Origin of the sequence: Paenibacillus sp. lzh-N1, from assembly GCF_002872435.1 — a bacterium.
Classification (GTDB): Bacteria; Bacillota; Bacilli; order Paenibacillales; family Paenibacillaceae; genus Paenibacillus; species Paenibacillus polymyxa_C.
Genome location: NZ_CP025696.1, coordinates 2,604,261 through 2,629,129 on the forward strand (window position 1 = coordinate 2,604,261; position 24,869 = coordinate 2,629,129).

Annotated in this window: 20 protein-coding genes and 3 pseudogenes; 12 read left to right on the forward strand and 11 right to left on the reverse strand. The window is 46.1% G+C overall.

Annotated elements, in window-relative coordinates:
* Positions 1 to 9: 9 nt before the first annotated feature.
* The 4 genes from phnE (C0638_RS11720) to C0638_RS11735 all read right to left on the reverse strand — a co-directional run bounded on the left by phnE (C0638_RS11720) (position 10) and on the right by C0638_RS11735 (position 3,495).
* The gene (gene phnE, locus C0638_RS11720) at positions 10 to 807 is read right to left on the reverse strand and encodes a phosphonate ABC transporter, permease protein PhnE (RefSeq protein ID WP_025674718.1); all 798 of its coding nucleotides are present in this window, start codon (positions 805 to 807) and stop codon (positions 10 to 12) included.
* Positions 804 to 1,658: a phosphonate ABC transporter, permease protein PhnE gene (phnE, locus tag C0638_RS11725; RefSeq protein ID WP_040102834.1), complete on the reverse strand. Its 855-nt coding sequence runs from the start codon at positions 1,656 to 1,658 to the stop codon at positions 804 to 806. The genes phnE (C0638_RS11720) and phnE (C0638_RS11725) overlap by 4 nt, the downstream gene beginning before the upstream one ends.
* Positions 1,655 to 2,425 carry a phosphonate ABC transporter ATP-binding protein gene (gene phnC, locus C0638_RS11730; RefSeq protein ID WP_029514360.1) on the reverse strand — a complete coding sequence of 257 codons (771 nt, stop codon included), beginning with the start codon at positions 2,423 to 2,425 and terminating at the stop codon, positions 1,655 to 1,657. The genes phnE (C0638_RS11725) and phnC overlap by 4 nt, the downstream gene beginning before the upstream one ends.
* Before the next feature lie 101 nt (positions 2,426 to 2,526).
* The gene (locus tag C0638_RS11735; RefSeq protein WP_013373161.1) at positions 2,527 to 3,495 is read right to left on the reverse strand and encodes a phosphate/phosphite/phosphonate ABC transporter substrate-binding protein; all 969 of its coding nucleotides are present in this window, start codon (positions 3,493 to 3,495) and stop codon (positions 2,527 to 2,529) included.
* A 254-nt stretch (positions 3,496 to 3,749) separates the two neighbouring features.
* Here C0638_RS11735 and C0638_RS11740 point away from each other — a divergent pair, with 254 nt between their 5' ends.
* The 4 genes from C0638_RS11740 to C0638_RS11755 all read left to right on the forward strand — a co-directional run bounded on the left by C0638_RS11740 (position 3,750) and on the right by C0638_RS11755 (position 10,230).
* Complete coding sequence (locus tag C0638_RS11740; protein ID WP_040102835.1) at positions 3,750 to 5,651, forward strand: bifunctional 2',3'-cyclic-nucleotide 2'-phosphodiesterase/3'-nucleotidase; 1,902 nt, start codon at positions 3,750 to 3,752, stop codon at positions 5,649 to 5,651.
* A 252-nt stretch (positions 5,652 to 5,903) separates the two neighbouring features.
* Entirely contained in the window at positions 5,904 to 7,310 is a 1,407-nt protein-coding gene (locus C0638_RS11745; RefSeq protein WP_058711516.1) for a hypothetical protein, read from the forward strand.
* A gap of 197 nt (positions 7,311 to 7,507) precedes the next feature.
* Entirely contained in the window at positions 7,508 to 8,317 is an 810-nt protein-coding gene (thiD, locus tag C0638_RS11750; RefSeq protein WP_058711515.1) for a bifunctional hydroxymethylpyrimidine kinase/phosphomethylpyrimidine kinase, read from the forward strand.
* Positions 8,318 to 8,532: 215 nt separating this feature from the next.
* The gene (locus tag C0638_RS11755; protein WP_058711514.1) at positions 8,533 to 10,230 is read left to right on the forward strand and encodes a M3 family oligoendopeptidase; all 1,698 of its coding nucleotides are present in this window, start codon (positions 8,533 to 8,535) and stop codon (positions 10,228 to 10,230) included.
* A gap of 159 nt (positions 10,231 to 10,389) precedes the next feature.
* On the opposite strand, the gene C0638_RS11760 is transcribed toward C0638_RS11755, so the two are convergent.
* A complete protein-coding gene (locus C0638_RS11760) occupies positions 10,390 to 11,364 on the reverse strand; it encodes a ring-cleaving dioxygenase (protein WP_013373156.1) in 975 nt (324 codons plus the stop codon).
* A 262-nt stretch (positions 11,365 to 11,626) separates the two neighbouring features.
* Between C0638_RS11760 and C0638_RS11765 the strand changes: the two are divergent.
* The 3 pseudogenes from C0638_RS11765 to C0638_RS11775 all read left to right on the forward strand — a co-directional run.
* A pseudogene (locus C0638_RS11765) lies at positions 11,627 to 11,992 on the forward strand (GNAT family N-acetyltransferase); the annotation flags it as partial.
* Positions 11,993 to 12,043: 51 nt separating this feature from the next.
* Positions 12,044 to 12,807, forward strand: a pseudogene (locus tag C0638_RS11770) (IS5 family transposase).
* 15 nt (positions 12,808 to 12,822) lie between these two features.
* A pseudogene (locus C0638_RS11775) lies at positions 12,823 to 12,990 on the forward strand (GNAT family N-acetyltransferase); the annotation flags it as partial.
* A 109-nt stretch (positions 12,991 to 13,099) separates the two neighbouring features.
* Here the strand turns inward: C0638_RS11775 and C0638_RS11780 are convergent.
* From C0638_RS11780 to C0638_RS11795, 4 genes are all read right to left on the reverse strand, one after another.
* Positions 13,100 to 15,643 (reverse strand): ABC transporter permease, encoded by a 2,544-nt coding sequence (locus tag C0638_RS11780; RefSeq protein ID WP_058711513.1) that lies wholly within the window; start codon positions 15,641 to 15,643, stop codon positions 13,100 to 13,102.
* Positions 15,640 to 16,317 (reverse strand): ABC transporter ATP-binding protein, encoded by a 678-nt coding sequence (locus C0638_RS11785; protein ID WP_058711512.1) that lies wholly within the window; start codon positions 16,315 to 16,317, stop codon positions 15,640 to 15,642. The genes C0638_RS11780 and C0638_RS11785 overlap by 4 nt, the downstream gene beginning before the upstream one ends.
* Before the next feature lie 107 nt (positions 16,318 to 16,424).
* The gene (locus C0638_RS11790) at positions 16,425 to 17,345 is read right to left on the reverse strand and encodes a sensor histidine kinase (protein ID WP_058711511.1); all 921 of its coding nucleotides are present in this window, start codon (positions 17,343 to 17,345) and stop codon (positions 16,425 to 16,427) included.
* A complete protein-coding gene (locus C0638_RS11795) occupies positions 17,346 to 18,023 on the reverse strand; it encodes a response regulator transcription factor (protein ID WP_058711510.1) in 678 nt (225 codons plus the stop codon).
* Positions 18,024 to 18,284: 261 nt separating this feature from the next.
* Between C0638_RS11795 and C0638_RS11800 the strand changes: the two genes are divergently transcribed.
* Genes C0638_RS11800 through C0638_RS11820 form a run of 5 tightly spaced genes read left to right on the forward strand, consistent with a single transcriptional unit; the run spans position 18,285 to position 22,700 of the window.
* The gene (locus C0638_RS11800; protein ID WP_058711509.1) at positions 18,285 to 19,238 is read left to right on the forward strand and encodes an ABC transporter permease; all 954 of its coding nucleotides are present in this window, start codon (positions 18,285 to 18,287) and stop codon (positions 19,236 to 19,238) included.
* On the forward strand, positions 19,228 to 20,178 hold the full coding sequence (locus tag C0638_RS11805) for an iron chelate uptake ABC transporter family permease subunit (RefSeq protein ID WP_044786281.1): 951 nt from the start codon (positions 19,228 to 19,230) through the stop codon (positions 20,176 to 20,178). Before C0638_RS11800 ends, C0638_RS11805 begins: the two co-directional genes overlap by 11 nt.
* On the forward strand, positions 20,172 to 20,930 hold the full coding sequence (locus C0638_RS11810; protein ID WP_013373133.1) for an iron ABC transporter ATP-binding protein: 759 nt from the start codon (positions 20,172 to 20,174) through the stop codon (positions 20,928 to 20,930). Before C0638_RS11805 ends, C0638_RS11810 begins: the two co-directional genes overlap by 7 nt.
* A gap of 12 nt (positions 20,931 to 20,942) precedes the next feature.
* Positions 20,943 to 21,923, forward strand: coding sequence for a siderophore ABC transporter substrate-binding protein (locus C0638_RS11815; RefSeq protein WP_058711508.1), 981 nt, complete (start codon positions 20,943 to 20,945; stop codon positions 21,921 to 21,923).
* A 33-nt stretch (positions 21,924 to 21,956) separates the two neighbouring features.
* On the forward strand, positions 21,957 to 22,700 hold the full coding sequence (locus C0638_RS11820) for an alpha/beta hydrolase (protein WP_058711507.1): 744 nt from the start codon (positions 21,957 to 21,959) through the stop codon (positions 22,698 to 22,700).
* 99 nt (positions 22,701 to 22,799) lie between these two features.
* Here the strand turns inward: C0638_RS11820 and C0638_RS11825 are convergent, their stop codons facing one another.
* Together C0638_RS11825 and C0638_RS11830 are read right to left on the reverse strand one after the other, a co-directional pair.
* A complete protein-coding gene (locus C0638_RS11825) occupies positions 22,800 to 24,236 on the reverse strand; it encodes a DUF4179 domain-containing protein (protein WP_058711506.1) in 1,437 nt (478 codons plus the stop codon).
* Positions 24,229 to 24,756, reverse strand: a complete 528-nt coding sequence (locus C0638_RS11830; RefSeq protein WP_058711505.1) for an RNA polymerase sigma factor — start codon at positions 24,754 to 24,756, stop codon at positions 24,229 to 24,231. The genes C0638_RS11825 and C0638_RS11830 overlap by 8 nt, the downstream gene beginning before the upstream one ends.
* Between the last annotated feature and the right edge of the window lie 113 nt (positions 24,757 to 24,869).

Sequence of the window (24,869 nt, forward strand, 5' to 3'; positions counted from 1 at the left end):
GACTTTTAATTACACGATCCGTTTGCGCAACCAGCCGGATACCAGATCCGTCAAAATGATTAAGACTACAATGCCGAGTAAAATGACGCCTACACGGTTCCAGTTGCGCATTTGGAGTGCAAACAGCAGCGGAGTACCAATACCACCTGCACCAACCAAACCGAGCGTGGTTGCGGACCGGATGTTAATTTCAAAACGATAGAGCGAATAGGAAAGGAACTGTGGAATCACCTGCGGCAGCACGGCGAAGAAAATGACCTGCCAACGGTTGGCACCGCACGCGATCAGAGCTTCCTGCGGCCCGTGATCCACACTTTCAATCGTTTCTGAGAAAAGCTTGGCCAGCATGCCAATGGAGTGAATGCCGAGGGCAAGCACACCTGCAAACGAGCCGGGACCTACGGCTTTAATGAATAGAATGGCGACGATCATTTCGGGAAATACCCGAATGACACTAAGTACAAACTTCCCGCTACCTGATAAGGGGCGTAGACGGCTCATATTGCTGGATGCCCAAAAGGCAAACGGCAGGCAGACAAATGCGGACACGAAGGTTCCGAGCACTGAAATAACCAGTGTATCCAGCAACCCACGCAGCAAATCCTCCCCCTCAGGGATGTAGACAAACGACCAGTCGGGATGAAGGAAGCCGTCCAATATCGCGACAGAGACGCTTTTGGCCGTCCCCTGTAATCCTTCAAACTGCATCCCGCGAAAAGCCCAAATGTAAATGATAATTAGCAGAATAGCTAACGCCCAAAAGCGCAGGCGCGAGCCAATAGGTCTGCGAAGCGTAGGATCATTCATAATAACTTCCTCCGTAGCAGGTTACTGCCGTAATCAATCGCAAGGACGATGACGAGGGTCAGTAGAATAATAATGCTTGCCCGGTCATATCGAAACAATCCAAGGGAACGGTCAAGCAGCAGACCGATGCCGCCAGCGCCAACGAGACCCAGAACAGAAGCTGCGCGTACATTAACCTCAAAGGTGTACAGCAAGTACGACACAAAATAAGGCAATGCCTGCGGAACCACACCAAAGCTGATGACTTGGATGCGGCTCGCGCCAACAGCAGTCATGGCCTCCAGTGGACCGGGATCAATGGCTTCAATCGCCTCAAAGGTCAGCTTGGCTATGATCCCGAAGGAGAAGAAGAGCAGGGCAAGCATCCCTGCAAACGGTCCGATGCCGAATACAGCCACAAAGATCGAGGCAAACAGCAAATCGGGAATCGTCCGTACCAGGTTCAGGATCGTGCGCATCGGCAGCGAGATCAGCTTGCGCGGCATCACATTATAGGCGCACAGCAACGCGACAGGGATTGCTAATATGGCTCCCAGTGTCGTGCCGACAATAGCGATCTGGATCGTTTCCAGCATCGGTTTCCAGATGGTAGGCAGGTAACTCCAGTCTGGAGGAAACATTTCCTCCAGCAATTTGCCCATTTCCGGTAAGCCAACGATCAATTGGTAAGGCGTGGCATCTGTATGAATGGAGCAGGCTACCAGCACCACGATAAAAATCATCCAGGTGGCGTAACGCTTGTAGCGTCCTGGCAAAGGTGGCCCTGCGGGCGGCTTACTTGGCTGGGGCGGTCCAGCAGATGGTGACGGTTGCGTCGAAGAGAGCGGCTGGACAGTAGAGTCGGGCTTCATGATCCCACTCCCAGCAGTTCATCATGCTTGATGGCCCGGCCGTAGATCTCCGCAAAGGCTTCATCCGTAGCTTCCTCCGGTGTGCCGTCAAAGACGACCTCTCCAGCGCGTAATCCGATGATCCGTGTTGCATATTCGCGCGCCAGATCAATGAAATGCAGATTGACAATGGTCGTAATCTGCATTTCACGGTTGATTCGCTGGAGATCGTCCATCACCTGGCGGGTGGTCAGTGGATCAAGCGACGCGACAGGCTCGTCTGCCAGAATGATTTTAGCCTCCTGCGCCAGAGCACGCGCGATGGATACACGCTGCTGTTGGCCACCGGACAGCTCATCGGCTCGGCTGTAAGCTTTTTCCCGGATATTCACGCGTTCTAGCGCCGTTAGTGCCAGCTCGATATCTTCCTTCGGGAAGAGACCGAGAATGGTCCGCAGCGTCGAATGATAACCAACGCGGCCGGAAAGTACGTTGCGAAGCACCGTCGAACGCTTAACCAGATTGAAGCTTTGAAAGATCATGCCGATATCACGGCGAATACGCCGCAGCTCGCTGCTTCCGGCAGACGTAACAGACTTGCCGCCTACAACGATGTCCCCGGACGTGATGTCATGCAGTCGGTTAATGGAACGCAGCAGGGTGGACTTACCCGCACCGGATAAGCCGACAATGACGACCATTTCTCCCTCCTGAATCGTCAAATTAATATTATTCAACCCTTTGGTGCCGTTCGGGTATGTTTTCGATACGTTTCGAAATTCAATCATATGCTCCCAACTTTCTCCCCGATAGGGTGGAATGAAAACAACACCGCCATGAATACATGGACGGTGCTGCCCTGTCATTCGTAAAGCCTGTTTCGTACCTGTTACTTTACCGCTTGGCCGACAGCTTCGGCGTATTCACGCACAGAATCGAAGTTTTTATCGTCGCCCTTTTCATAACCTACATGGGTGTAAATTTCTTTAATGATTTCGCCGCCCTCAGGGTCGTTGGCAATGTCAATAAAGGCTTGGGCGATTTTGTCTCTCCATGTTTGATCCATATCAGAACGTACGCTGACGGTGTCATTTGGAATTTTAGCTGTGTAATGTATGACACGTGTTTTTTCAAATACGTCCGGGATTTCCTTCTTCACTGTGTTACGTGCATCCTGGAAGACAGCGACAGCATCAACCTGACCGTTCAGCAGCGCCAGAATAGCAGCGTCGTGGCCTTTGATCGTCACACCCTGCACATCTGTGTCCGGGTCCACGCCAGCTTTTTTCAGCTCTGCTGCGGGGTACACATAGCCTGCGGAGGAGGTTACATTTTGCCAGCCAACCTTCTTGCCTTTCAGATCAGCCAGACTTTGAATTGGAGAATCCTTTTTCACCACGATCATTGCTTTATAAAAGTTTACTTTTTCAGTCGTGTCCTTGCCTGTGGCATCTTCAATGCCATAGCGTTGAGCTTGCAGGAGCAAGTCGGCCGCTTTACGATTATCATGTGCCAGTACATAAGCATTAGGCGGAAGGAACCCTACATCTACCTGTTTGGAAGACATGGCTTCCACAATCGTATTGTAGTCAGGAGATACGGTTACTTTCACCGGGATTCCGAGCTTGTCCCCCAGCAGTTTTTCGAGCGGTTTAGCTTTGGCTTCGAGGGTATCTGCATTTTGAGAAGGAACGAATTGTACCTTTAACTCCTTAGGAACATAGGCTGTGCTTTCGTTTTTAGAGCCATCTGTACCCGGAGTGGAGGCGCTGTTGTTATTGCTTGCATTTGAGCCACAAGCGGCTAAACCCGCTGCCAGTGTGAAGGTCATGCACAAGGTCAGTGCTTTTTTGAACAAAATAATTTCCCCCTAAACATCGTAATAACGAAAATTTAAAAAACCTGTAAATTCAGTGACAAACCAAATCTTAACAGCTAGTCCCACAGGTAGGGTAAAAAGCACTCCTGACTTTGGTAAAAATGATGTAAAATTTATCATTTGCTAGAGGCCGTAGACTGTACTTAAGCGAATTGCTTATTTTAACATTCTCTTAACAGTGCTTTGTTAGACTTATTCAAGCTCTATGACCGAAGCTGAGGGAGAGAACAAGATTGGATATTTTGGACGTTAATGATAAGACAGGGCGGGAATATGCAGGTGCTGTGAAGGTGAAATTCCGCATTATGGTTACCACCGATCTGCATGTTAGCTTGTGGAATTATGATTATTATACAGATCAGGAAACACTGCATTACGGTCTGGCGCAAACCGCTAGTCTGATTCACACGGCTCGGGCAGAAGTGCCCAATCACCTGCTGCTGGATAACGGAGATGTGATTCAGGGGAATCCGATGGGAGATTATGCTGTACAGCGGCTCCAACGGGACCCAAGCGAGGTGCATCCCGTCTATAAAGCAATGAATCTGCTGGGGTATGAGGCAGGTAGTATTGGTAATCATGAATTTAACTATGGGTTGGAATATTTGCAGACTTGCCTTCGAGGAGCACAGTTTCCTTATGTGAATGCCAACATCTATATAGCGGGAGAGGAAGAACAAAACTACTTCACGCCTTATCTATTGCTGGATAAGACGGTAGAGGATGAAGCAGGCGGTAAGCATCTGCTGAAGGTGGGAGTCATCGGCTTTGTGCCTCCGCAAATTATGCAATGGGACAAGGCATGGTTGGAAGGAAAACTTATCGTCAAAGATATGCTGGAAGCCGCCAGACGGTTTATTCCAGAAATGCAGGCGGCTGGAGCCGACCTCATTATTGCTATGCCTCATGCAGGCTTTGAGGATATTCCCGAAACCCCCAATATGGAAAATGCGGTGCTGCATCTGAGCAGGGTGGAGGGGATCGATGCCATTGTGTTTGGTCATGCACATAAAGTATTTCCTGGCCCTTCGTTTATAGGTATGACAGGTGTTAATGCAGAGCAGGGCACCATTCATGGCATTCCAGCAGTAGAGCCGGGCTTCTGGGGAGATCATCTGGGTATCATTGATCTGGATCTGGCTCTTATTGGAGGAAAGTGGCAAGTGGCTGCATCTGCTGCCGAGGTACGCCCGGTGTATGACCCGATACGCAAGGAAGCACTCGTCCAACCAGATACTGCTATTCAGCAGGCGGTAGCAGATGAACATGCTGGAACCCTGGATTATATTCGTGCACCTGTAGGTCGAACGACGGTAGCAGTGAACAGCTTTTTTGCCCAGGTGATGGATGATGCTTCGGTTCAGCTTGTGAATGATGCACAAATTTGGTATGTGAAACAGCAGCTACAAGGGAGCGAGTATGAGGGGTTGCCCGTTCTGTCGGCAGCAGCTCCTTTTAAAACAGGGGGCAGATATGGTCCGGCGTATTATACCGATATTCCCGCAGGGACGATAGCGATCAAACATATCGCCGATCTGTACAATTTTCCGAATACGCTGCATGTCGTTCGACTGAGTGGGGCAGAAATTCGGGAATGGCTGGAGTGGTCTGCCGGTCAATTCCGGCAAATTGATCCTTCGGCAGAGGAGGAGCAAGAGCTGATTAATTCTGAGTTTCCAAGCTTTAATTTTGATATCATCGATGGCATTGAGTACCAGATTGATGTAACACAGCCAGCCAGATATGATGCTGCCGGGGAACTAAAGGACCTAGATGCGCACAGAATCATTCATATGTCTTTTGAAGGGGAACCGATGGATATGCAGCGGAGTTATCTGGTTGTTACGAATAACTATCGCGCGTTCTCCTCTGCGTTGGTTAATCCAGGTGGGGAGCGAATTGTACTGGCTTCACCGGATGAGAACCGGCATGTGCTGACTGAGTATGTGCGGCATATGAAGACGTTGACGACAAAGGCTGACGGTCACTGGTCCCTCGCCCCATGGTCGGGTCGTCCACATGTGACGTTCCTAACCTCGCCGCAAGCAACGCATGTTGCCAATGCTTATTCTGAATTGCTTTATGAAGGGTTGACGGTAGAAGGATACGCTAAGTTTGCTCTTGATTTTCGGTGATTCTAAATCATTTTGCAAGTTGTGATCTTCTAAGTCCACAGCATCAAAATAATAGAGAAAGACTGTCTCTCAGAGGACGGTCTTTTTTCATAAAACAGATTTAAAATCGTACGAAACTCGTGATTTTGTATGTCCTGAGTCGTGTTTAAAGTTATTGACCTCTCGTATAATTAGACATATACTTTGATTAAACAAATTTTGGTTTAAAAGGTAATGAAAAAGTCACCATCATTCGTTTGAGGGGGTGTCCCTTTGGAAAAAAACACCACGATCCGCGCACAGATAGAAAAGTATATTCAAAGTGAAGGTATTTCGATGCAATGTTTTGCAGATGCTTCCAAGGTAAATCCGGGTACACTTAGCGGTATACTTAACCGAAACCCACCACGGCCTATTTCAGTTAATCAGCTTGATCTGATTACTGAGGCGATGGGATTGGAAGAAGGATCTTTGTTCGAGATGTATGTAGATGAGTGTTTTATTCATTCCTTGCCCCACTGGAGAAGGTTGCGTCCATTTCTTCTTCGTTGCTCAGAGTTGAACAAGCTGGACTGTATACGCAGTGTGCTGGGCTATTTGATGGACGATTTATCGAATATTCCGGCTATTTTTGAGACTGCAGAAGCGATGTTTGAGGATGGCCGACATGAAGCCTCCATGCTTTTGTATGATTGTGTTATTGAGAGTGAGAAGTATACCCACTCCGAACGGTTGGCGATTAGCTATTTTCGCATATTCCAGATTCAGATTAAGGATAACCAACGGAACTTGAAGGCTGCTGTACAATTCCATTTATACCGTAGTCGTCTACCGGAAATTTATGCACTGGAAGGCTTACATATGCTATCTCAAGTGTTTGCTTTAAAAATGCAATGGTCCGAGATGGAAATGTATGCGGACGAGCTAAGAGAGCTGGCGCAGGCATTGTATCGCAATCGGAACCGTTTTGGAGATGAGCACCTGGAGCTGCTTAAGCCGCTCGTTTATTACTATGCTCAAGGGCATCTGCTCAAGGCCAGCTGCTATGAGTTTCAGGGTAGATATGAGGAATCCAAGCAATGGATTGAAGGTTATGCAGATTTGAGCTGGTTTGAGGGTTTGGACGAGGAAGGCTGGAAAGTAGTCAACCTGCATCGTGTATATGCACAGGGCAACCGACTTTGTATCGAAATCAAAATGGGTAACACCTCTGCAATCTATGAATATATTACTTACCTGCGCGAGCATCCGGATGAGACATTGGAAGGCTTGAATACATTGCTCGAATCAGCGAATCGGTTTGGTTATTTCGTGGATGCCGAGCTGGAGCTGTTCAGCCAGCAACTCAAGAGTTTCTGGGAGCTTGCACCGGAACAATGGGACACACATTATCGCAAGCACTTTAATGCATTTCGCTTTGCCTCCTTTTGTAAGGTGTATGCGGAATATTATTTTCGAAAAGGCGATTACCCCGAAGGGTTGGAACAAACACTACATTGCCTGCAACTGTCTGTCGATAACAGCTATACCGAGCATATCATTGGTTGTATGGCTTTATTTGAGCAGCACCGGAATTTTGCTACCCCAGGACAGCAGCAGTTGTATCAGAGTTTTTGCCTCGGCGTACGGGCAAATGAAAAAAATCATGCCTATGATCACAGTACGGGTGGGTATTTATAAGTCTAAAATTCATTCAAATTCTTCATATAACACGTACTTACGAGGATGTTCTCATTTCAAAGGGGGATATTCTCGTTTTTTAGCTGTTGCTGGTTCTTGTGACTTTTCGTATGGAAAGGACCGTTTTGCGCGTTGACAAGTTTCGCATGCAGGATTAGGATAAATGCAGCACAGAAAGTGAAGGAGAGCATGTACTAATGACGATTCCCAAAACACTAACGATAGCCGGCTCCGACACAAGCGGCGGAGCAGGTATTCAGGCGGACCTGAAAACCTTTCAGGAGCTTGGCGTATATGGCATGACTATATTGACTACCGTAGTTGCGATGGAACCTAAAACCTGGAACCATCTTGTATATCCTGTTGCGTTGGACGTGGTTGAGGCGCAGCTGCGTACTGTATTGGAAGGTATCGGTTTTGATGCAATGAAGACCGGGATGCTGGGTTCTGTAGATATCATCGAACTGGTTGCCAGCCATTTGAAAAAGCATGATCTGAAACGGATTGTGATTGACCCGGTTATGGTCTGCAAAGGCACGGATGAAGTGCTTCAACCGGAAAATACAGAGGCCATGCTGGAATTGTTGATTCCTGGCGCTGATCTGGTAACACCGAACTTGTTCGAGGCTTCGCAGCTGGCGAAGAAAGGACCGATCACGACACTGGAGCAGATGCAGGAAGCGGCTGCTATTATCCACGACCGTGGTGCTAAGCATGTGCTGATCAAGGACCGTGGCAAAATTCGCGCAGGTAAAGCGATGGATCTGCTGTATGACGGAATCACTTTTGACTGGTTTGAAGCGGATGTTGTACAAACCAACTTTACCCACGGTGCAGGCTGTACCACTTCGGCTGCGGTAACGGCTGGTTTGGCACAAGGGCTGACTGTACGTGAAGCTGTGGATCAGGCCAAGAAATTCATTACACAGGCCATTGAAGGTGGCTTCAAGCTAAATGAATTTGTCGGTCCGACCCTGCATGTGGCACATCGTTTGCAAAATCAATAAAGAGGACTTATAAATCTTCATTAGACTGTATATATATCAGGTTGGTATAGCCAACTATGTCTTCGTTATATAGCGTTAGATTAGGCTCAAAAGCCGCAATACATGGTATTGCGGCTTTTGAGGTTGTATTATTTTGGAATTCCAGCTTCCAGTTTGGTCTAATCGTACTGTATAATAGGCATCAGATTTATTACATTAAAGGGGGAAACGAAGCAATGACATTATTCAGCGAAATGGCTTACAGCCGACCAGAGCAACCTGAAATTGAACAGCGGTTTAAAACACTGTTGCAGCAGTTTCGTGAAGCAGACAATGTAGAACGTCAAAATGAAGTTATTCATGCGATTAACAAGCTGCGCAGTAACGTGGAAACGCAACTGCAATTGGTGGAAGTTCGGCACTCCATTGATACGGAAGATGCGTTCTACAAAGCGGAGCAAGAGTACGCTGATGATTTCATGCCGGTTATTCAGGAGTATGTAACCGATTATTACCGGGCGTTGGTGGATTCTCCATTTAGAGCGGAGTTGGAAAGCCAATGGGGGAGCCAGCTTTTCAGTATTGCCGAGGTGGCGCTCAAGTCGTTCCACCCGGATATCATTGAGGATTTGCAGCAGGAAAATAAGCTGACTTCGGAATATGCCCAATTAATTGCCTCAGCGAAGATCCCGTTCGAGGGGGAAGAACGCACATTGTCACAGCTCCTGCCATTTGAAATGGCAACCAACCGCGAGACACGCAAACAGGCCTCCGAGGCCAAGTATCAATTTATGAGTGAGCATGAGGACGAGCTGGATCGAATTTATGATGAATTGGTCAAGGTACGTACGCGCATGGCACACAAGCTGGGCTATGACAACTTCGTAGAATTGGGCTATGCCCGCTTGGGACGTACAGATTACAACGCAGAAATGGTAGCCAATTTCCGCGAGCAGGTGCTGAAGCACATCGTTCCTCTGTCAACCAAGCTGAAAGAGCGCCAACGCGAGCGGATCGGAGTAGATCAGCTCCGTTATTACGACGAGGGCTTCAACTTCTTGTCAGGCAATCCTACGCCAAAAGGTGACCCGGACTGGATTCTTCGTAATGGAGCGCGTATGTATGAAGAGCTATCACCGGAAACACATGAATTTTTCAGTTTTATGGTCGAGCGTGGACTGATGGATTTAATCAGTAAAAAAGGCAAGCAAAGCGGAGGCTACTGTACATTTTTGAGCGAATATGGCACGCCATTTATTTTCTCCAATTTTAATGGGACATCCGGTGATATCGACGTATTGACTCATGAGGCAGGTCATGCCTTCCAGGTCTATGAAAGCCGACATTTTGAAATTCCCGAGTACCACTGGCCAACCATGGAGGCGGCTGAAATTCATTCGATGAGTATGGAGTTTTTCGCATGGCCTTGGATGAAGCTGTTCTTCGAGGAAGACACGGACAAATATCACTTTGAACACCTATCTTCATCGTTGCTGTTCGTGCCTTACGGCGTAGCCGTAGACGAATTCCAGCATGCCGTATATGAACACCCGGATTGGACACCGGCCGAACGTAAAAGTGCATGGCGTTCCATTGAACGGAAGTATAAACCGCATCTGGATTATGAAGGCAACGAGTACCTCGAAAAGGGCGGATTCTGGCACAAGCAGGGACATATTTTTCAATCTCCGTTCTATTATATTGACTATACACTGGCACAATTGTGTGCATTCCAGTTCTGGAAACGCATGGGTGAAGGCCGCGCAGCAGCATGGAAAGATTATTTGAAGCTGTGTCGTGCCGGAGGAAGCCGATCCTTTACCGGATTGGTTGAGCTGGCTGGATTGATCTCGCCGTTCCAAGACGGCTGTATCGCCTCTGTGATCGGAGAAATCGAAGCATGGCTGAACAGCGTGGATGATAAAAAGCTATAAGCACAGCCCAAAAGGGTATTTCACTTACCTGTCTAGCTGAAAAGCTCGTAGATGAGATGCTTTTTTTAATGAAAGCAGAGCAGTTGCACGAAAAAAGCCGGGAACCTCTACATGATGTAGAAGTCCCGGCTTTGTGTTTATTTTAGAGTAAATATAACTTTATTCATGTTTGGTGTTGAGTGGTTTGAGATTGGCTTCAATTGATGCACGGCGCGGCTCCAAGAATGGAGGCAGTGCCAGAGATTCGCCCAGAAACTCCAGTTCCTCGTCGGTGTCAAAGCCAGGTCCATCGGTAGCCAATTCAAACAGAATGCCGTTCGGCTCACGGAAGTACAAGGAACGGAAGTAAAAGCGATCTACAAAACCAGAGTTGGAAATTTGCAGCTGACCAATACGCTCTACCCACTGTTTGAGCTCTTCCTCGGTTTCAACACGGAAAGCGACGTGATGCACACTGCCGCGTCCTGGTCGCTCTTGTGGCAGATCGTTGCGCTCTTCCAGATGAACTTCAGTTCCTGTACCGCCTTCACCTGTTTCGTAGATAACCACATCCGGTTGTCCGGCAACAGGGGAAGGGTAGGAGCCCTTTTTGCGGAAGCCCATAACCTGTTCAAGAATAAGAATGGTATTCTCCGCTTTGGGAATGGTCAGATGAACCGGACCAAGTCCAACGATGCCGTATTCCGCAGGGACAGGGCTTTTCTCCCAAGGCGTGCCGCCGCGCATTCCGTGATCATGCTCATCTGAAACGAGGAAGAAGCGTTGTCCTTCAAAATCCTCGAACGAAAGCGCCAAGCGTCCTGCTTGATCTATAATTTCGCCATGCTTCACATCCAGCTGCTCGAAGCGGTTTTTCCAATAATTCAGAGCCTTGTCGTTCGGTACCCGTAGGGAGAGCGCCGAAATACTGTTATTCCCTGTACGCGTTTGTCCAGCATGTGGAATTTCAAAGAAAGTGACTTCCGTACCCGCGGTTCCGCGCTCATCTCCGTAAAAGAGGTGATACACACTAACATCGTCCTGGTTCACCGTTTTCTTGATCAGCCGAAGTCCTAATACCTGAGTATAAAATTCAACATTTTTAGCCGCTGCTGCTGTAATCGCCGAAACGTGATGCAATCCTAACAATTTCATGTTATTTGCCTCCTTGGTTTTTATATGATTAGGTTTTTCAAAGCAAAATAAACCGTCGTTGTAAACTTTTCTTTATATTTATTATCTTGATATTAAGATATATTATTTTTGATTGTTTGTCAACATGAATTACGATCTTGCTACAATACAGTTTCATGACGGACAAAAATTGAAATTCGAAATAATGCAAAAGCAGATACAATAAAGCTCAATATAGCCAAAAGTAGATAGAATGAATTTTATTATAAAAGGAGTTTACTAAATGTATACGGATAAGGATTTAACGATTAGGCCCGTTAGAGAAGAAAACCTACATGCCCTTTGGACACTAACTTACAAGGAAGAAGCACCGGAATGGAAGCAATGGGATGCACCCTACTATGAACATAAGACGCTTACTTTTGAGGAGTATTTAAAAGAGAAGAATAAGCGAGTCGAACAAGATGATTTTTGGCTCATTGAGGTGGAAGGCAAGATCATTGGATCCGTGAGTTACTACTGGGAGCATAAGCCTTCGCTATGGCTTGAAATGGGGATAGGTATCTATGATTCGGGGTATTGGAGTGGTGGCTATGGTACGAGAGCACTTCGATTGTGGATCGACCATTTGTTTAATACATTGCCTCTAGGGCCTGTACGCAAACTGTACAACTCGTAGAAATCTAGTAAAATAAGGCACATGAGACGAAGATACGAGTTAACGGATGAAGAATGGAATATAGTTGACCCCCTGTTGCCCCCAGCCCGAAAAAAACAGGGAGGACGTCCGCCCAAGGATCGGCGCCAGATGCTCAATGCCGTGCTTTGGGTTGCTCGAACGGGCGCGCCATGGCGGGATTTACCGAGTTACTATGGCCCTTGGTCTTCAGCCTACAGCTTTTTCTGGCGGCTACAAAAAGCGAATATTTGGGGTGAAATACTGAAGCATGTCGCCATCGAGCCGGATTGGGAGCAGGTCATGGTCGATGCCACCATCGTCCGCGTCCATCAACATGGAGCGGGCGCAAAAGGGGGCAGGACCGGCAAGCAATCGGACGTTCGCGCGGAGGATTAACTACCAAAATTCATGCGATGGTGGATGCGCTCGGCTATCCGCTGCGTTTCGAATTGACGCCAGGACAAGACCACGATTCTGTCACCGGCTATCGCCTTCTTCATGAACTGGACTTCTGCCCGGGCGAAGTGTTGGCTGATCGCGCCTACGATACCAATGCCATTCTGGAGCTTTTGCAAAGCCGAGCGATCACTCCGGTTATCCCAAGCAAACGCAATCGGCGGGTAAAGCGCCCGTTAGATTCTGAAACGTATAAAGAGCGACACTTAATTGAATGCTTTTTCAACAAAGTAAAAAACTATCGACGCTTGGCCACTCGCTATGAAAAAACAGCGAACATGTTCATGGCTTTTTTGACGCTGCTTTCAATTCGTTTATGGCTCAAATAGGTTTGCGTACAGGCCCTAGTAAGAGTAGGCTTTACAACCTGGTCAGGAAACCATCGGATGATGAAGGTCGGGGAGAAGCTGGGCATGACCCTCGAAGCCAGGCTTCGCAAGTGCAGATATTATAATGGAAAGTATTATGATTCGATCCGAATGGGGCTACTGCGGGAAGAGTGGGAAGTGTAGGCGTTCAGACAAAAATACCTTTCTAGGCATAAAAAGATGACCTCTGAATGGATCAGGAGTCATCTTTTTTGGCGCTCATGGGTATTTTACTTTCATATTTTAAGTGCATCTACTCTGATTCTCGAAGTCGCTCTACAATACTTTGTTTGTTGTTCATAGAATAGACTGCTACTGGAATAAGTATCCCAAGCAATAACAGTAAAGGCAATGAGGCTAGAAGTGGCCAAAGTATAAAGTGATAGCTTAAAAGCCATAGCAAGCTGCAAAACGGTTTTACAATCAAAAGAGAAAATAAGACTGCCAATAGAATAGAGGTCAGGCTGGTGGCGCAAATATAATACAGTCCTTCATAAATCAGCATTCCCCGCAGCTGCCGTTTGGTCATGCCCATGCTCTGTAGCATAGCAAATTCTTTACGTCGGGTCAGTATGCTGGTTAAAATTGCATTAATAAAGTTCAGGATACCAATCAGACCAATAATCAAGCTAAGCGTGCCACCGATCAACTCAACAGTGGTTTGCATACCTGATAAAGCGTCCCTTGATGTAATTTTGGATTCGTAGTTCATCATCGGTTCGATTGCTTCAGTGTAGCGCTTCAAAAAGCTCTGCATTGACGCTTCCTGATTTGAGGATACATTAAAGGCGTAGCTCATCACAGCAGGCTCTTTTACAAGTGATTTGTATATTTCTGCCGGGAGGTAGAAGCTATTATAGCTCGAAAGGCGATTCGAATTGGTGGATTTGATACCGACATGGCCAAGTACTGTAAACTTATGTGCTATATCCTCTGTATTCAGTGGAGCATCTGCTGTTCCTGCATAACTATGCAATGTAACGTTCTCCCCCACTTTATGATGAATGCTTTCCATGTAAGGCTTGTCGTTGTCGTTCAGTTCGACTCCCTCCAGGATATACTTACCGGAAGCTAGTTTCTTAAAATCAAGCTCACCATCAATCAATTGCAGTCGATGTAGGGGCAAATCTTCCAGCCCATACACGTCTACAAGGAAGTTGCCGTGAGCGTCAGTGTTCTGGGTATCATCCGTAATTCCCTTTGTATTCTCAGCCGTGAAAGCTGTTGGGTCACCGTACAATCGGCCGCCTTCTTCAAAGCCTGGTTGTGCCTGTACAGCCTTAATAAAACTTTCGGTGGTCCCATTTTCTTGCCCACTAAAACTGCTGGGAACCTGGAAATATTCGGCATGAGCAATGAGAAAATCGGTATCATTAAATTTGGCTAAAAATTTATCCATATCAAAGCTCCGAGATAGTGTGAAGGCAGTGTTCAGAAGGACCAAGCTTAAAGAAAGACTTATAACCACTAAAACGGTGCGTTTTTTATTACGCCCCAAATTGGAACGAGCCATGAGGTGGATTTTTGCACCTCCGGTTGATTTTTTCAGCTTACCATTGTTCTTGTTTACTCCACCTGTGTATCTGACTGCTTCTACCGGCGATACGGACGAGGCAACTCTGCCTGGCTTGAAAGTGCTGATCATTACGGTAATGAGTGCGAACAAAGCCGATCCTATAAAAATCCATGGGTTGGGGGATACCGATACCTCGGTACCGTTATATATACTCATATTTATGATAAAAGGCACGAGCGATTTACCGACAAAAAAACCTGCTATCAATCCGATCGGGATTCCTAGCGCTGATAGAATCAGTGCTTGTCTGCGAATAATCCGGCGTATCTGCTTGCGGTTTGTACCGATCGTCTTTAAGAGACCGTAAAAACGGATATCTCGCATCACTGATATTTGGAAAATATTATATATAATCAAATAACCGGTAAACATGATCAGTAACAGGGCAGAAGTTAACGCTATGATTGTCTCTGTATCTAAACTAAAATTAGTCGAGATGTATGCCCAATTTACATTATTCGCGATATAGTTCGGTGCATCTTCGTCAAGTGAATAACCGCTTTCGGTAATCACTTTATTGAGCTTTCCTCGCAAATCAAGGCTGTTGTCGAACATCATATATGCACTAATGGTTCCTGTATGGAAGTGATCTTTTTTATAGTTGCTTTGTAATTCCTTGGCATGAGCATCCACATAGGATCTGGAGGCCAATATTTGTCCTGCGCTAAACACAGGATCGCTTTTCCACCAGCCAGAGAGGACAAAATCACGCTGTACTTCTTTACCTCGTATATCAAGCTTTAGCCTCAAAGGTGCTCCAATTTTCAGTGGAACATCCAATAGCTGCAACGTCTTGGAGTCTGCAATCACTTCGTTTTTCGCCACAGGCTTGTGCCCCGCATTAAGTTCAATTAAACCGAGCTTCAACCCTACATCATCGTAATACCAGAACTCTGTGTGACGTTTTAGAAATTTATCGTTTTTAACTCCGTCGCTTAATATACGGTTATAAGCAATTTCCTTGATCAATGGATGATCCTTGACATGATTAAATTCATCATCCGTTATATATTTAAGTACGGCATGTCCATCTCCACCGGACTGTCGCATAGTTGCCCGTTGTAAGTTTTCAACAGCACCGAGCCCCAAGGTGTACAACGTTGTAAATAACAATGAAGTGAGAGCTATGGCAACAATGGCAAAGAGGTTACGGGCTTTGTTTACTTTGAAGCTCTTATCTGCCAGATTACGGATCGTTTTTTTATTTCTAACCTGAATCATTTGCCTTCACCACCGACCATTTTACCGTCCTCAATCCGAATAATCCGGTCTGCCATTTGGGCAATTTCCTCGTTGTGCGTGATCATCACCATCGTTTGGCGGAACTGTTGACTGGATACTTTGATCAGCCCCATCACATCCAGACTGGTTTTACTGTCCAGGTTCCCGGTGGGTTCGTCTGCTAAAACAATTGCAGGTTTTGCTGCCAATGCTCTGGCGATAGCTACGCGCTGCTGCTGGCCCCCCGATAGATTGTTGGGCAGGTTATTCAACTTTTGGTCCAGACCCAAGGTATGTACAATTTTATCTATGTGGGTTTTGTCCGGTTCTTTACCATCCAGTTCAATCGGAAGCACAATATTTTCGTAGACATTTAAAACAGGCACTAGGTTGTAATTTTGAAATACGAAGCCAATTTTTCGTCTGCGAAATATAGTCAATTCTTCATCTTTCAATGTGAAAATATCTTTACCGTCAATCGTAACGTTTCCACTTGTCGGACGATCAAGTCCACCCAGCATATGGAGAAGGGTAGATTTGCCGCTCCCGGACGTACCGACAATGGCCACAAATTCTCCGCTTTCCACCTCCAGGTTCACTCCATCTAGGGCATGAACAGCGGTATCCCCGTTACCATAATACTTCTTCAACTCCTGAGTTTTTAACAGAGTCATTCATTTCTCCTCCATGAAAAATAGTCTGTACACCAATACTTCGCAATACAGACTTTACCATATCAATCTTTCTACAATCTTTCTGAAATCTAACAGTGTTGTAAGAATTACTTGTCTATGGGGAGAAAAATCGAGAAGGTGGAACCACGGCCTCGGCGTGACCATAGTTTGATGTATCCGCCCCCAGCCGAAACAATTTCTCTTGCTAAAAATAGTCCAATCCCGACACCTTCTTGCGAGATTACAGTTTGTGACCGATAGAAGCGCTTGAAAATCTTACTGTGTTCTTCCTCAGCAATCCCAATGCCATTATCAGTAATATCAATTCGGCAGAATAAATCATAAGCACTCACTTTAATGAATATATTCCCGCTAATTTCTGTATATTTGACGGCGTTGTCCAAAATATTATAGATCGCCTCAACCGTCCATTTTAAATCAAAACAGGCCTGGATTTCTTCTTTACTCTCCATAGTAATCGAAATCCCTTTAGCGTTTGCCTTCGGCATAATTTGTTCCAGTGCAGTAGTTAGTAGCTTCTGAACTGACTCCTGCCTTGACGACAATTTAATAATCCCTGTTTCAAGCCGTGATGTTTTTACTAAGGAATGGATCAGGAAATGAAGCTTTTCGGCTTGTGTGGATAAAGCCTTTACACAAGTGGAGCCTTCCGGTGGCAAATCATATTCATTAAGCAGTTGTGAGTAGAGGATGATGTTAGCAATAGGTGTTTTCGTTTGATGCGAGATGTCAGAAATGAGCTCGTTTATTTTATTTTTTTCTGCCAACAAATTTTTCGAGGAAACGGAGCAAATGGAAAGAAATTGCGCAAGCTTGGCCTCTACTGCTGATAAGACGGATTCGTCAAAAACACGCTCTGAAAACTCGCCACTAATTGCAGTTTCAATCATATGATCCATAGTCTTCATTGTTTTATGTACGTTCTTACGATAGAGAAGAATGGTAACCCCGGCTATGAAAAGAGCAGTAATAGCAATTCCAAAACACGCATAATTCAGGGTCGTCATTCATTTCACCGCCCAAGTGTATCCGATACCGTACACAGTCTTAATGTACTGAGGAGAGGAAGGAAGGTCCTCCAGCTTGTCACGTAGCCTTTTTATGGTGACTGACAAGGCATTTTCGCCCACATACTCAGCGCCATCTGTCCAGATGCTGTCTACCAAATGATCACGGGTAATGATCTTCCCACGATGATCAATTAAGAGGCGAAGCAATTTCTGCTCCGTTTTGCTTAGCTCCACAGGTGTACCCTTTTTAGCAAACGCCATCTTATCAAATGAAAAAGAAAAAGCATCTATCTGAATGGTTTCTGCAAGAATACGCTTGTTCTTTTTTAACTGGACGTCTACTCGTGCCCTTAATACCATCAGACTGAAGGGCTTAGTGATATAGTCATCGGCGCCCAATTCCAAACCAGTTACAATATCTGTTTCCATATCATGTGCAGTTAAAATAATGACCGGCAAAGTTGTTGTTTTACGAATATCGGTTAAAAAATCTAGTCCGTTTCCATCTGGCAAATTTAGATCAAGAATCACTAGGTCAAAAGCAGCGCTTGCCAATTGTTCTTTTGAAGTACTAAGGTCATGTGTTTGCACAAATTCGTTGTTAGGTCCTTTAAGAGCGAGAGTAATGCCATTACTCAAAGCTAAATCATCTTCAACGATTAATATGCGGTTCATCTTTTTCCTCCTATATGCTTTCACAACTAAATATAGCTGGACTCACGGGCTCTCTTTCTAGTTTACTGGATTTTGCTCGTATTTGCTCACTGGTTATCGCACGGCTGTTTGGTCATGCTTAAAACAATTCAAAGAATTTGACAGATACAATATCACTGCTATAATTTATCCTAGTTGTTTTTGATAATGATTATCATTATTGGAGGGGAGGACAGGGCCGAAGCTTGGTACGAGTTATTGGACAGGCTCCCTTAGTTAGAGATGAAATTGCGCTATTTAATATTAGCTTTTCTGGTACTGGCCTTCGCCTCGGTGTTCATCGGTGTTCATGATGTGACTCCACTTGATTTGTTCCACTTAACCAACGATCAAGCGCAGGTGCTCCTGATTAGCAGATTTCCACGTTTGATCAGCATCATTATCGCAGGGGCGAGTATGAGTATCTGCGGGCTGATTATGCAGCAGCTTACCCGGAATCGGTTTGTTTCGCCCACCACCGCAGGGACGATGGATGCGGCACGATTAGGTGTGCTGATGGCCATTATGGTGTTTGGAACGGCGGGATTTTGGACGAAGATGCTGACGGCTTTTGGATTTGCTCTAGGGGGAACGCTGATTTTCATGAAGATATTGGATAAAATCCGTTTCAAGGACCCGGTATTTATCCCGCTTGTTGGTCTGATGTTTGGGGGCATTTTAAATTCGGTGACGACTTTTTTTGCCTACAAATATAATCTGATCCAGGGCATTTCTTCGTGGATGCAGGGGGATTTTTCTCTAATCATGAGTGGCCGCTACGAGATGCTGTATCTTAGTGTTCCTTTGGTTGCGTTGGCGTACATATATGCGAATCGTTTTACAATTGCAGGTATGGGTGAGGATTTTGCAGCCAACTTGGGCGTACATTACAAGCGCACCGTCAATGTGGGTTTGGTGATCGTGGCTTTGGTGTCCTCTGTTGTCATCTTAACCGTCGGGACAATTCCCTTTTTGGGGCTGGTTGTACCCAATCTGGTCAGTATGTACATGGGGGATAATCTGAAAAAGAGCCTGGCTCATACAGCGATCTTGGGCGCCGTTTTTGTGCTGTTTTGCGATATTTTGGGACGGGTGATCATTTACCCATATGAAATTTCTGTAGGGCTTACGGTTGGTGTGATCGGGAGCGCGTTGTTCTTGTATTTGCTGCTGAGGAGAAGGGCTTATGAATCCTAAATTAAAAATCGGAATATTAGCCGCTGCCGCGCTTGTGTTGATTGCTGCTTTTGTGTTTATCGATCTTCCGCACACCTGGCATTACGCGTTGCCGCGACGATTGAAAAAGGTCGCAGCTTTCATTCTGACAGGTGGCTCCATTGCTTTTGCGACCGTTATTTTCCAGACGGTTACGAATAATAAGATTTTGACTCCGGGTATTATCGGGCTGGATTCACTGTATATGCTGATTCAGACGACGATTATTTTTGCATTGGGTTCCGTCCCATTGATTTCGACCAGCAAAGAATTAAACTTTTTGCTGTCAGTGGGGATGATGGTGTTGTTCGCGGGATTGCTATACAAGTTAATTTTCCGCAAGGATGGACGGGGTATTTATGTACTTCTGCTGATCGGTCTGGTGTTCGGGACGCTGTTTAACAGTCTGTCTACCTTTATGGAGGTACTGATTGATCCGAACGAATTTGCGAAAATTCAGGACAAGAGCTTCGCCAGCTTTAGTAATGTAAACACCGAACTGTTATGGCTTTCTGTATTCGTGCTTGTGCTCGTATTTGCTTATGCGTGGAGATTTATTAAGTACCTGGACGTGCTGTCGCTCGGACGGGAGCATGCGATTAATTTAGGTCTCCCTTACAGTTATATCATCAAAAGATTGCTGATTATTGTAGCGATTCTCATCTCCATATCTACGGCACTTGTTGGACCGATCACGTTTCTCGGATTAATTGTGGCCAATGTGGCTTATCAGGTGATGAAGACGTATCAGCACCGTTATATTATCCCGGCCTCCATTTGTGTCAGTGTCATTGCGTTGGCAGGATGCCAACTGCTGGCGGAAAGAGTATTCGATTTATCGACAACAGTCAGCGTCATTATTAACTTTATCGGGGGGGTGTACTTCCTGTACCTTTTGCTGCGGGAGAATAAATCATGGTAGAAGTCAAAAACGTAACCAAACGCTACGGGAATAAAAATGTGGTGGAGCAGGTGTCCGTCACTATACCTAAAGGCACCATTACCTCCTTTATTGGACCTAACGGCGCTGGGAAAAGCACCTTGTTGTCGATGATCAGTCGCCTAACAGATAGTGATGAGGGAGAAATCCTCATTGACGGACAGGCCGTGAGCCTGACCAAAAGTGAGGAGCTAGCCCGGAAGATATCCATTTTAAAACAGACCAATGATGTCAACATCCGCTTAACCGTGAAGGAGCTGGTCAGCTTCGGCCGTTTTCCGTATTCCAAGGGCAGATTGAACAGCGAGGATCGCAAAATGGTGGAGCAGTCTATGGCCTACATGGGACTGGAGGATATGAAGGACAAGCATATTGATTTGCTCAGTGGGGGACAGCGGCAGCGGGCGTTTATTGCTATGATTCTGGCACAGGACACGGAATACATACTGCTGGATGAGCCGCTGAACAATTTGGATATGAAGCATTCGGTTCAGATTATGAAGACGCTGCGCAATTTAGTGGATGATCTGGGCAAAACGATTCTGGTGGTGCTTCACGACATTAACTTTGCTTCCTGCTATTCGGACCATATTGTCGGGATGAAGAATGGCAGATTGCTGAAACAAGGAACGGCTGACGAGATGATAGATAGTCAGGTATTAAAGGATTTGTACGATATGGATATTCCGATTCAACAGATCGGTGATCATAAAATTTGTGTGTACTTCACTTAGGGGGAATGTAAAATGAAGAAAAATTTGATGTTATTAACACTGATGCTTGCACTGGTACTGATCGTATCGGCCTGTGGCAAAGCGGCTCCGGCAACACAGGAAGCGACTGGCGATGGCTCCTCAACTGCAACAACGGAATTCAAAACTGTATCGGTCAAACACGCACTGGATGAAAACCCGGTCCAAGTCAAAGTCAATCCGAAGAATGTCGTTGTTTTTGATTTTGGTTCATTGGATACGCTCGATAAGCTGGGCGTAGACGTTGCGGCGGTAGCGCAGCAGGATCTTCCTACGTATTTGAACAAATATAAAGATTCCAAATATGCAAGTGCGGGCACGCTGTTTGAGCCGGATTACGAGAAAATCAGTGATCTCTCTCCTGAACTGATCATCATTGGTGGCAGACAAGCTGATGCATATAAAGAGTTGAGCAAAATTGCACCCACGATTTCGATGGCTGTAGACACCAAGGATTATATCAATTCCTTTAAGAAAAACGTTGAAACGCTGGGGCAAATCTTCGACAAAGAGGAAGCTGCCAAACAGGAACTGGCTGCGATTGATAGCTCCATTAAGGCTGTACATGACAAGGCTGTAGCGAGCAAGGCTAAAGGATTGATCGTACTGACAAATGAAGGAAGCCTGAGTGCATACGGCTCACAATCCCGCTTTGGTATCATTCATGATGCTTTTGGCGTAACTCCTGTAGATCCTGGCATTAAAGTATCGACGCATGGACAAAAGGTTTCTTTTGAATATGTACAGCAAAAAAATCCAGATTATATTTTTGTCGTTGACCGTGGGGCTGTAGTGGTCGAGGAAGGCAAGGAACAGGTTACAGGTAAACAAACCATTGAGAATGAACTGGTGAAGAAAACCAATGCATATAAAAACGGTCATATTGTATACCTGGATCCTAACTACTGGTACCTGTCAGGTAATGGTCTGGAATCCGTATCTGAAATGATCAAGGAAATAGATGCTGCACTGTAATGCATACATTTACATCATGGGGGACTATGTAGGATGAAAGGTCATGTAGATGAAATTTCATTAGATGGGTATCTTGTGCACATCTATACACCTCCCGTATCTGTGAATCATAATGAGCTGTATCCTGTGCTGTATGTACAGGATGGCAGCTCTTTATTTCTAAGCGGGTTGGATGAGCTGGAAAGAGGTTTTTCTACGGGAGAGCTGCCCCGTGTAATGCTGGTGGGCATTCAGCCTGTGAATCGGCTGGATGATTATACGCCTTGGGAGGCAGCTGCTTTAGTAGAGGGAAGACCTGCTTTTGGCGGTGGCGGAGATGCGTATCTGACGTTTGTAGTTACAAAAGTAATGCCATACGTCGAGGCAAAATATCCAGTGCAAACTGGGTTGGAGCATACAGGGATGATTGGTGCTTCGTTGGGTGGACTGATTTCCATGTATGCAGCCTTCCGTTATCAGCATATATTTGGACGTATTGGTTCGATCTCGGGTTCGTATTGGTTTCCCGGTATGATCAATTATATGCAATCTGCATCATTTGCCACTGTAATGGCTGGGACACATCGTGTATACATCTCTGTCGGGACCCGTGAGGGCGAAGGGAAGACGAATGTGCAAAAAGACATGGTACCGTTGACCCTCCAGGCACACGAGGTGCTGCTTGCGCATGGTTTTACGGAACGTGAGGTACGACTGATCAAAGTTGAGGGAGCCGTGCACCACATAGATCACTTTCGGCACCAGTTTCCCCGTGCCGTTAAGTGGTTGCTTGAATAATGTTTTAAGATTGGTTTTTAATCATAAACGCCAAAGGAAGAGATATGGCATCTCGATCCTTTGGCGTTTATTTAGATAGCATTCGGATGAGTGGCTGATTTAACGTATCTGAATTTCCAGAGGCTGCGGAAATCCCCGGGAATGTCCTCCATAATCCACGATCTCAAAAGTAAGTGGCTGCGGATACTGCTCATGGTTTGAGATTACAAATCCGTCCAGGCCGGTACCTGCATCAGCCAGTATATGTCGCTGTCCCCTGCCGTCAATGAACGTATTTGCCATTCGAAAATAGAGGCCGCCTGAGTTTTCCGTAAACTGGTATCTTAAATACAAACGAAGTCGCTGATGTGTCGGATTATTAATATATTGATCGAGTTTAATGTGTTTATCCGGAGATTTAACGATTGTTTTGGTTATCGTATTAAGAGTAATAAATACGCTTTTATCCGGTTTCAATCGAAGGCTACTAATATTGAGCCAAATCTGTTTATGCTCTGAGAAAAAGCTGCTTGTAAAGTAATAGATTTGTCCTTGCTTGGTCGTAATGGTGCGATCGTATTTCAGTAGGTTTTCATAGGATGGATGGGCAGAACGGTTAACTTGGCTGGAAACCAGACTCATAAAAAGATCCGTATCTATAATCTCCCGTCCCCCTGTAGGTTTAAAGCGAATCTCCACATCCGTTCTTAACGGTGTCCTGATGAGCCGCCGCAGCTCGATATGCTGGTCTTCGACGGCAATGTCCCGGTTGAGATCTTTCACTTCGCGCAGTGCAGCATCCGGTCCTGGCTTCAAAGTCAAGGGAATGCTAAAGTGTTCTGCCTGGGGCTTGACAGAAGAACCTTGCCGGGCCTGAGCCTGCCAGACTGCGGACAAGGTTAGTGCGTTGGGGATTTGCCCCGGCTGTTCAAAATCAAAGACCATAACGTTGGAGACCACGGTCTGATCAGGACCAGCCTTGCTGCGGGTATCCCAAGTAAAGGAACCATCTAACGGCTTGCCATCCGAACCAAGCAGCCGTGGTTTGACATTGCTTTGCAGCTGCAAGGGGGATTTGGAGCCTTTATTTTCAGCCGTATATAAAATAATAATCCGCTGGCTATCCGCAGCCATTCCATCAATGGTTACCTTATAATCTCCGGATATAAAGCTTTGTTCTACTGGCCAATAGATATCATGTGCTACTGCTTGCTGAAGCGCGAGTGTAAAGTTGTCCTGCTCACCGAAAAGACGACTTACATAAGTCGGGATTTCATGGTGTCGTTGCACCGGCTTTGTCGCCGTTTGCGGTGTCAGCCAATGCCAGGTTCCCCAGATTCCGCCCCCGATACACAAGGCGAGCAGAACAACGGCTATAATTTTTAGCCTGCCTGCAGGTATGGACCAAAATCCTGTGCCCCGAAGGGGTTTATCTCTATTAGCCCGCTGTATACCACGCCGCATAGCCAGATTCATCGCTTCGGCAGACACTTGTTGGGCAGCTTGTTTGGCCTCCTGTACCTGCTGCTTGAACCACAACTCCTCTTGATCAGCCATGCTGTATTTCACCTCCATGATGGATTTTGTGCCGCAGCTGCTTCAGCCCTTGATGCAGCCAGGTCTTGATGGTTCCTTCTGATCTGCCAAGTACCTTCGCAATTTCGGGTACGGTCATGTCATCGTAATATCTCAGCAGGAGGGCTTGCCGATATTTGGGTTTAAGGCGGCTCAGGGCTTGCTGCATGTCCAGCTTGCTGTCACTTACCATTTCGGCAACCCCTTCCGTGACAAGAACAGGAATCTGGGAACGGCGCCGTTTTTGCCGCTTGAGTTCTTCCATACAGCAGTTCATCAGAATACGGATGATCCATGGAATCAGCGCCGCGGGATCCCTCAATTTGCTGCATTGGGACCATGCACGGTAAGTGGCTTCTTGAAGCATATCCAGTGCATCTGCTTCATTACGCAGGTAGCTGTATGCAATGCCGTAGAGTCGTCGGTTGTGTCTGGTGATCAAGGTGAAAAATGCATCCTCATCCCCTTGGCATGCGGACTCTGCAAGTTCTTTGTCTTCCATGCGGACCTCCCTTTTTTATCTGCCATGTCCGGCCGGTTCATGGGCATCTATAGATAAGGATGGATTGAAGAGCCCAAAACGTTTTATTTTTTTACTGGATGAATTTACCTCCG

What these genes read in the sequence shown, in the direction of transcription:
- phnE (WP_040102834.1), bottom strand. Translation starts at nt 1,658, where the DNA reads ATGAAGCCCGACTCTACTGTCCAGCCGCTCTCTTCGACGCAACCGTCA.
- C0638_RS11825 (WP_058711506.1), bottom strand. Translation starts at nt 24,236, where the DNA reads ATGGCTGATCAAGAGGAGTTGTGGTTCAAGCAGCAGGTACAGGAGGCC.
- C0638_RS11795 (WP_058711510.1), bottom strand. Translation starts at nt 18,023, where the DNA reads ATGAACCGCATATTAATCGTTGAAGATGATTTAGCTTTGAGTAATGGC.
- C0638_RS11820 (WP_058711507.1), top strand. Translation starts at nt 21,957, where the DNA reads ATGAAAGGTCATGTAGATGAAATTTCATTAGATGGGTATCTTGTGCAC.
- C0638_RS11810 (WP_013373133.1), top strand. Translation starts at nt 20,172, where the DNA reads ATGGTAGAAGTCAAAAACGTAACCAAACGCTACGGGAATAAAAATGTG.
- C0638_RS11790 (WP_058711511.1), bottom strand. Translation starts at nt 17,345, where the DNA reads ATGACGACCCTGAATTATGCGTGTTTTGGAATTGCTATTACTGCTCTT.
- thiD (WP_058711515.1), top strand. Translation starts at nt 7,508, where the DNA reads ATGACGATTCCCAAAACACTAACGATAGCCGGCTCCGACACAAGCGGC.
- C0638_RS11755 (WP_058711514.1), top strand. Translation starts at nt 8,533, where the DNA reads ATGACATTATTCAGCGAAATGGCTTACAGCCGACCAGAGCAACCTGAA.
- phnE (WP_025674718.1), bottom strand. Translation starts at nt 807, where the DNA reads ATGAATGATCCTACGCTTCGCAGACCTATTGGCTCGCGCCTGCGCTTT.
- C0638_RS11830 (WP_058711505.1), bottom strand. Translation starts at nt 24,756, where the DNA reads ATGGAAGACAAAGAACTTGCAGAGTCCGCATGCCAAGGGGATGAGGAT.
- C0638_RS11815 (WP_058711508.1), top strand. Translation starts at nt 20,943, where the DNA reads ATGAAGAAAAATTTGATGTTATTAACACTGATGCTTGCACTGGTACTG.
- C0638_RS11800 (WP_058711509.1), top strand. Translation starts at nt 18,285, where the DNA reads ATGAAATTGCGCTATTTAATATTAGCTTTTCTGGTACTGGCCTTCGCC.
- C0638_RS11805 (WP_044786281.1), top strand. Translation starts at nt 19,228, where the DNA reads ATGAATCCTAAATTAAAAATCGGAATATTAGCCGCTGCCGCGCTTGTG.
- C0638_RS11780 (WP_058711513.1), bottom strand. Translation starts at nt 15,643, where the DNA reads ATGATTCAGGTTAGAAATAAAAAAACGATCCGTAATCTGGCAGATAAG.
- C0638_RS11760 (WP_013373156.1), bottom strand. Translation starts at nt 11,364, where the DNA reads ATGAAATTGTTAGGATTGCATCACGTTTCGGCGATTACAGCAGCAGCG.
- phnC (WP_029514360.1), bottom strand. Translation starts at nt 2,425, where the DNA reads ATGATTGAATTTCGAAACGTATCGAAAACATACCCGAACGGCACCAAA.
- C0638_RS11785 (WP_058711512.1), bottom strand. Translation starts at nt 16,317, where the DNA reads ATGACTCTGTTAAAAACTCAGGAGTTGAAGAAGTATTATGGTAACGGG.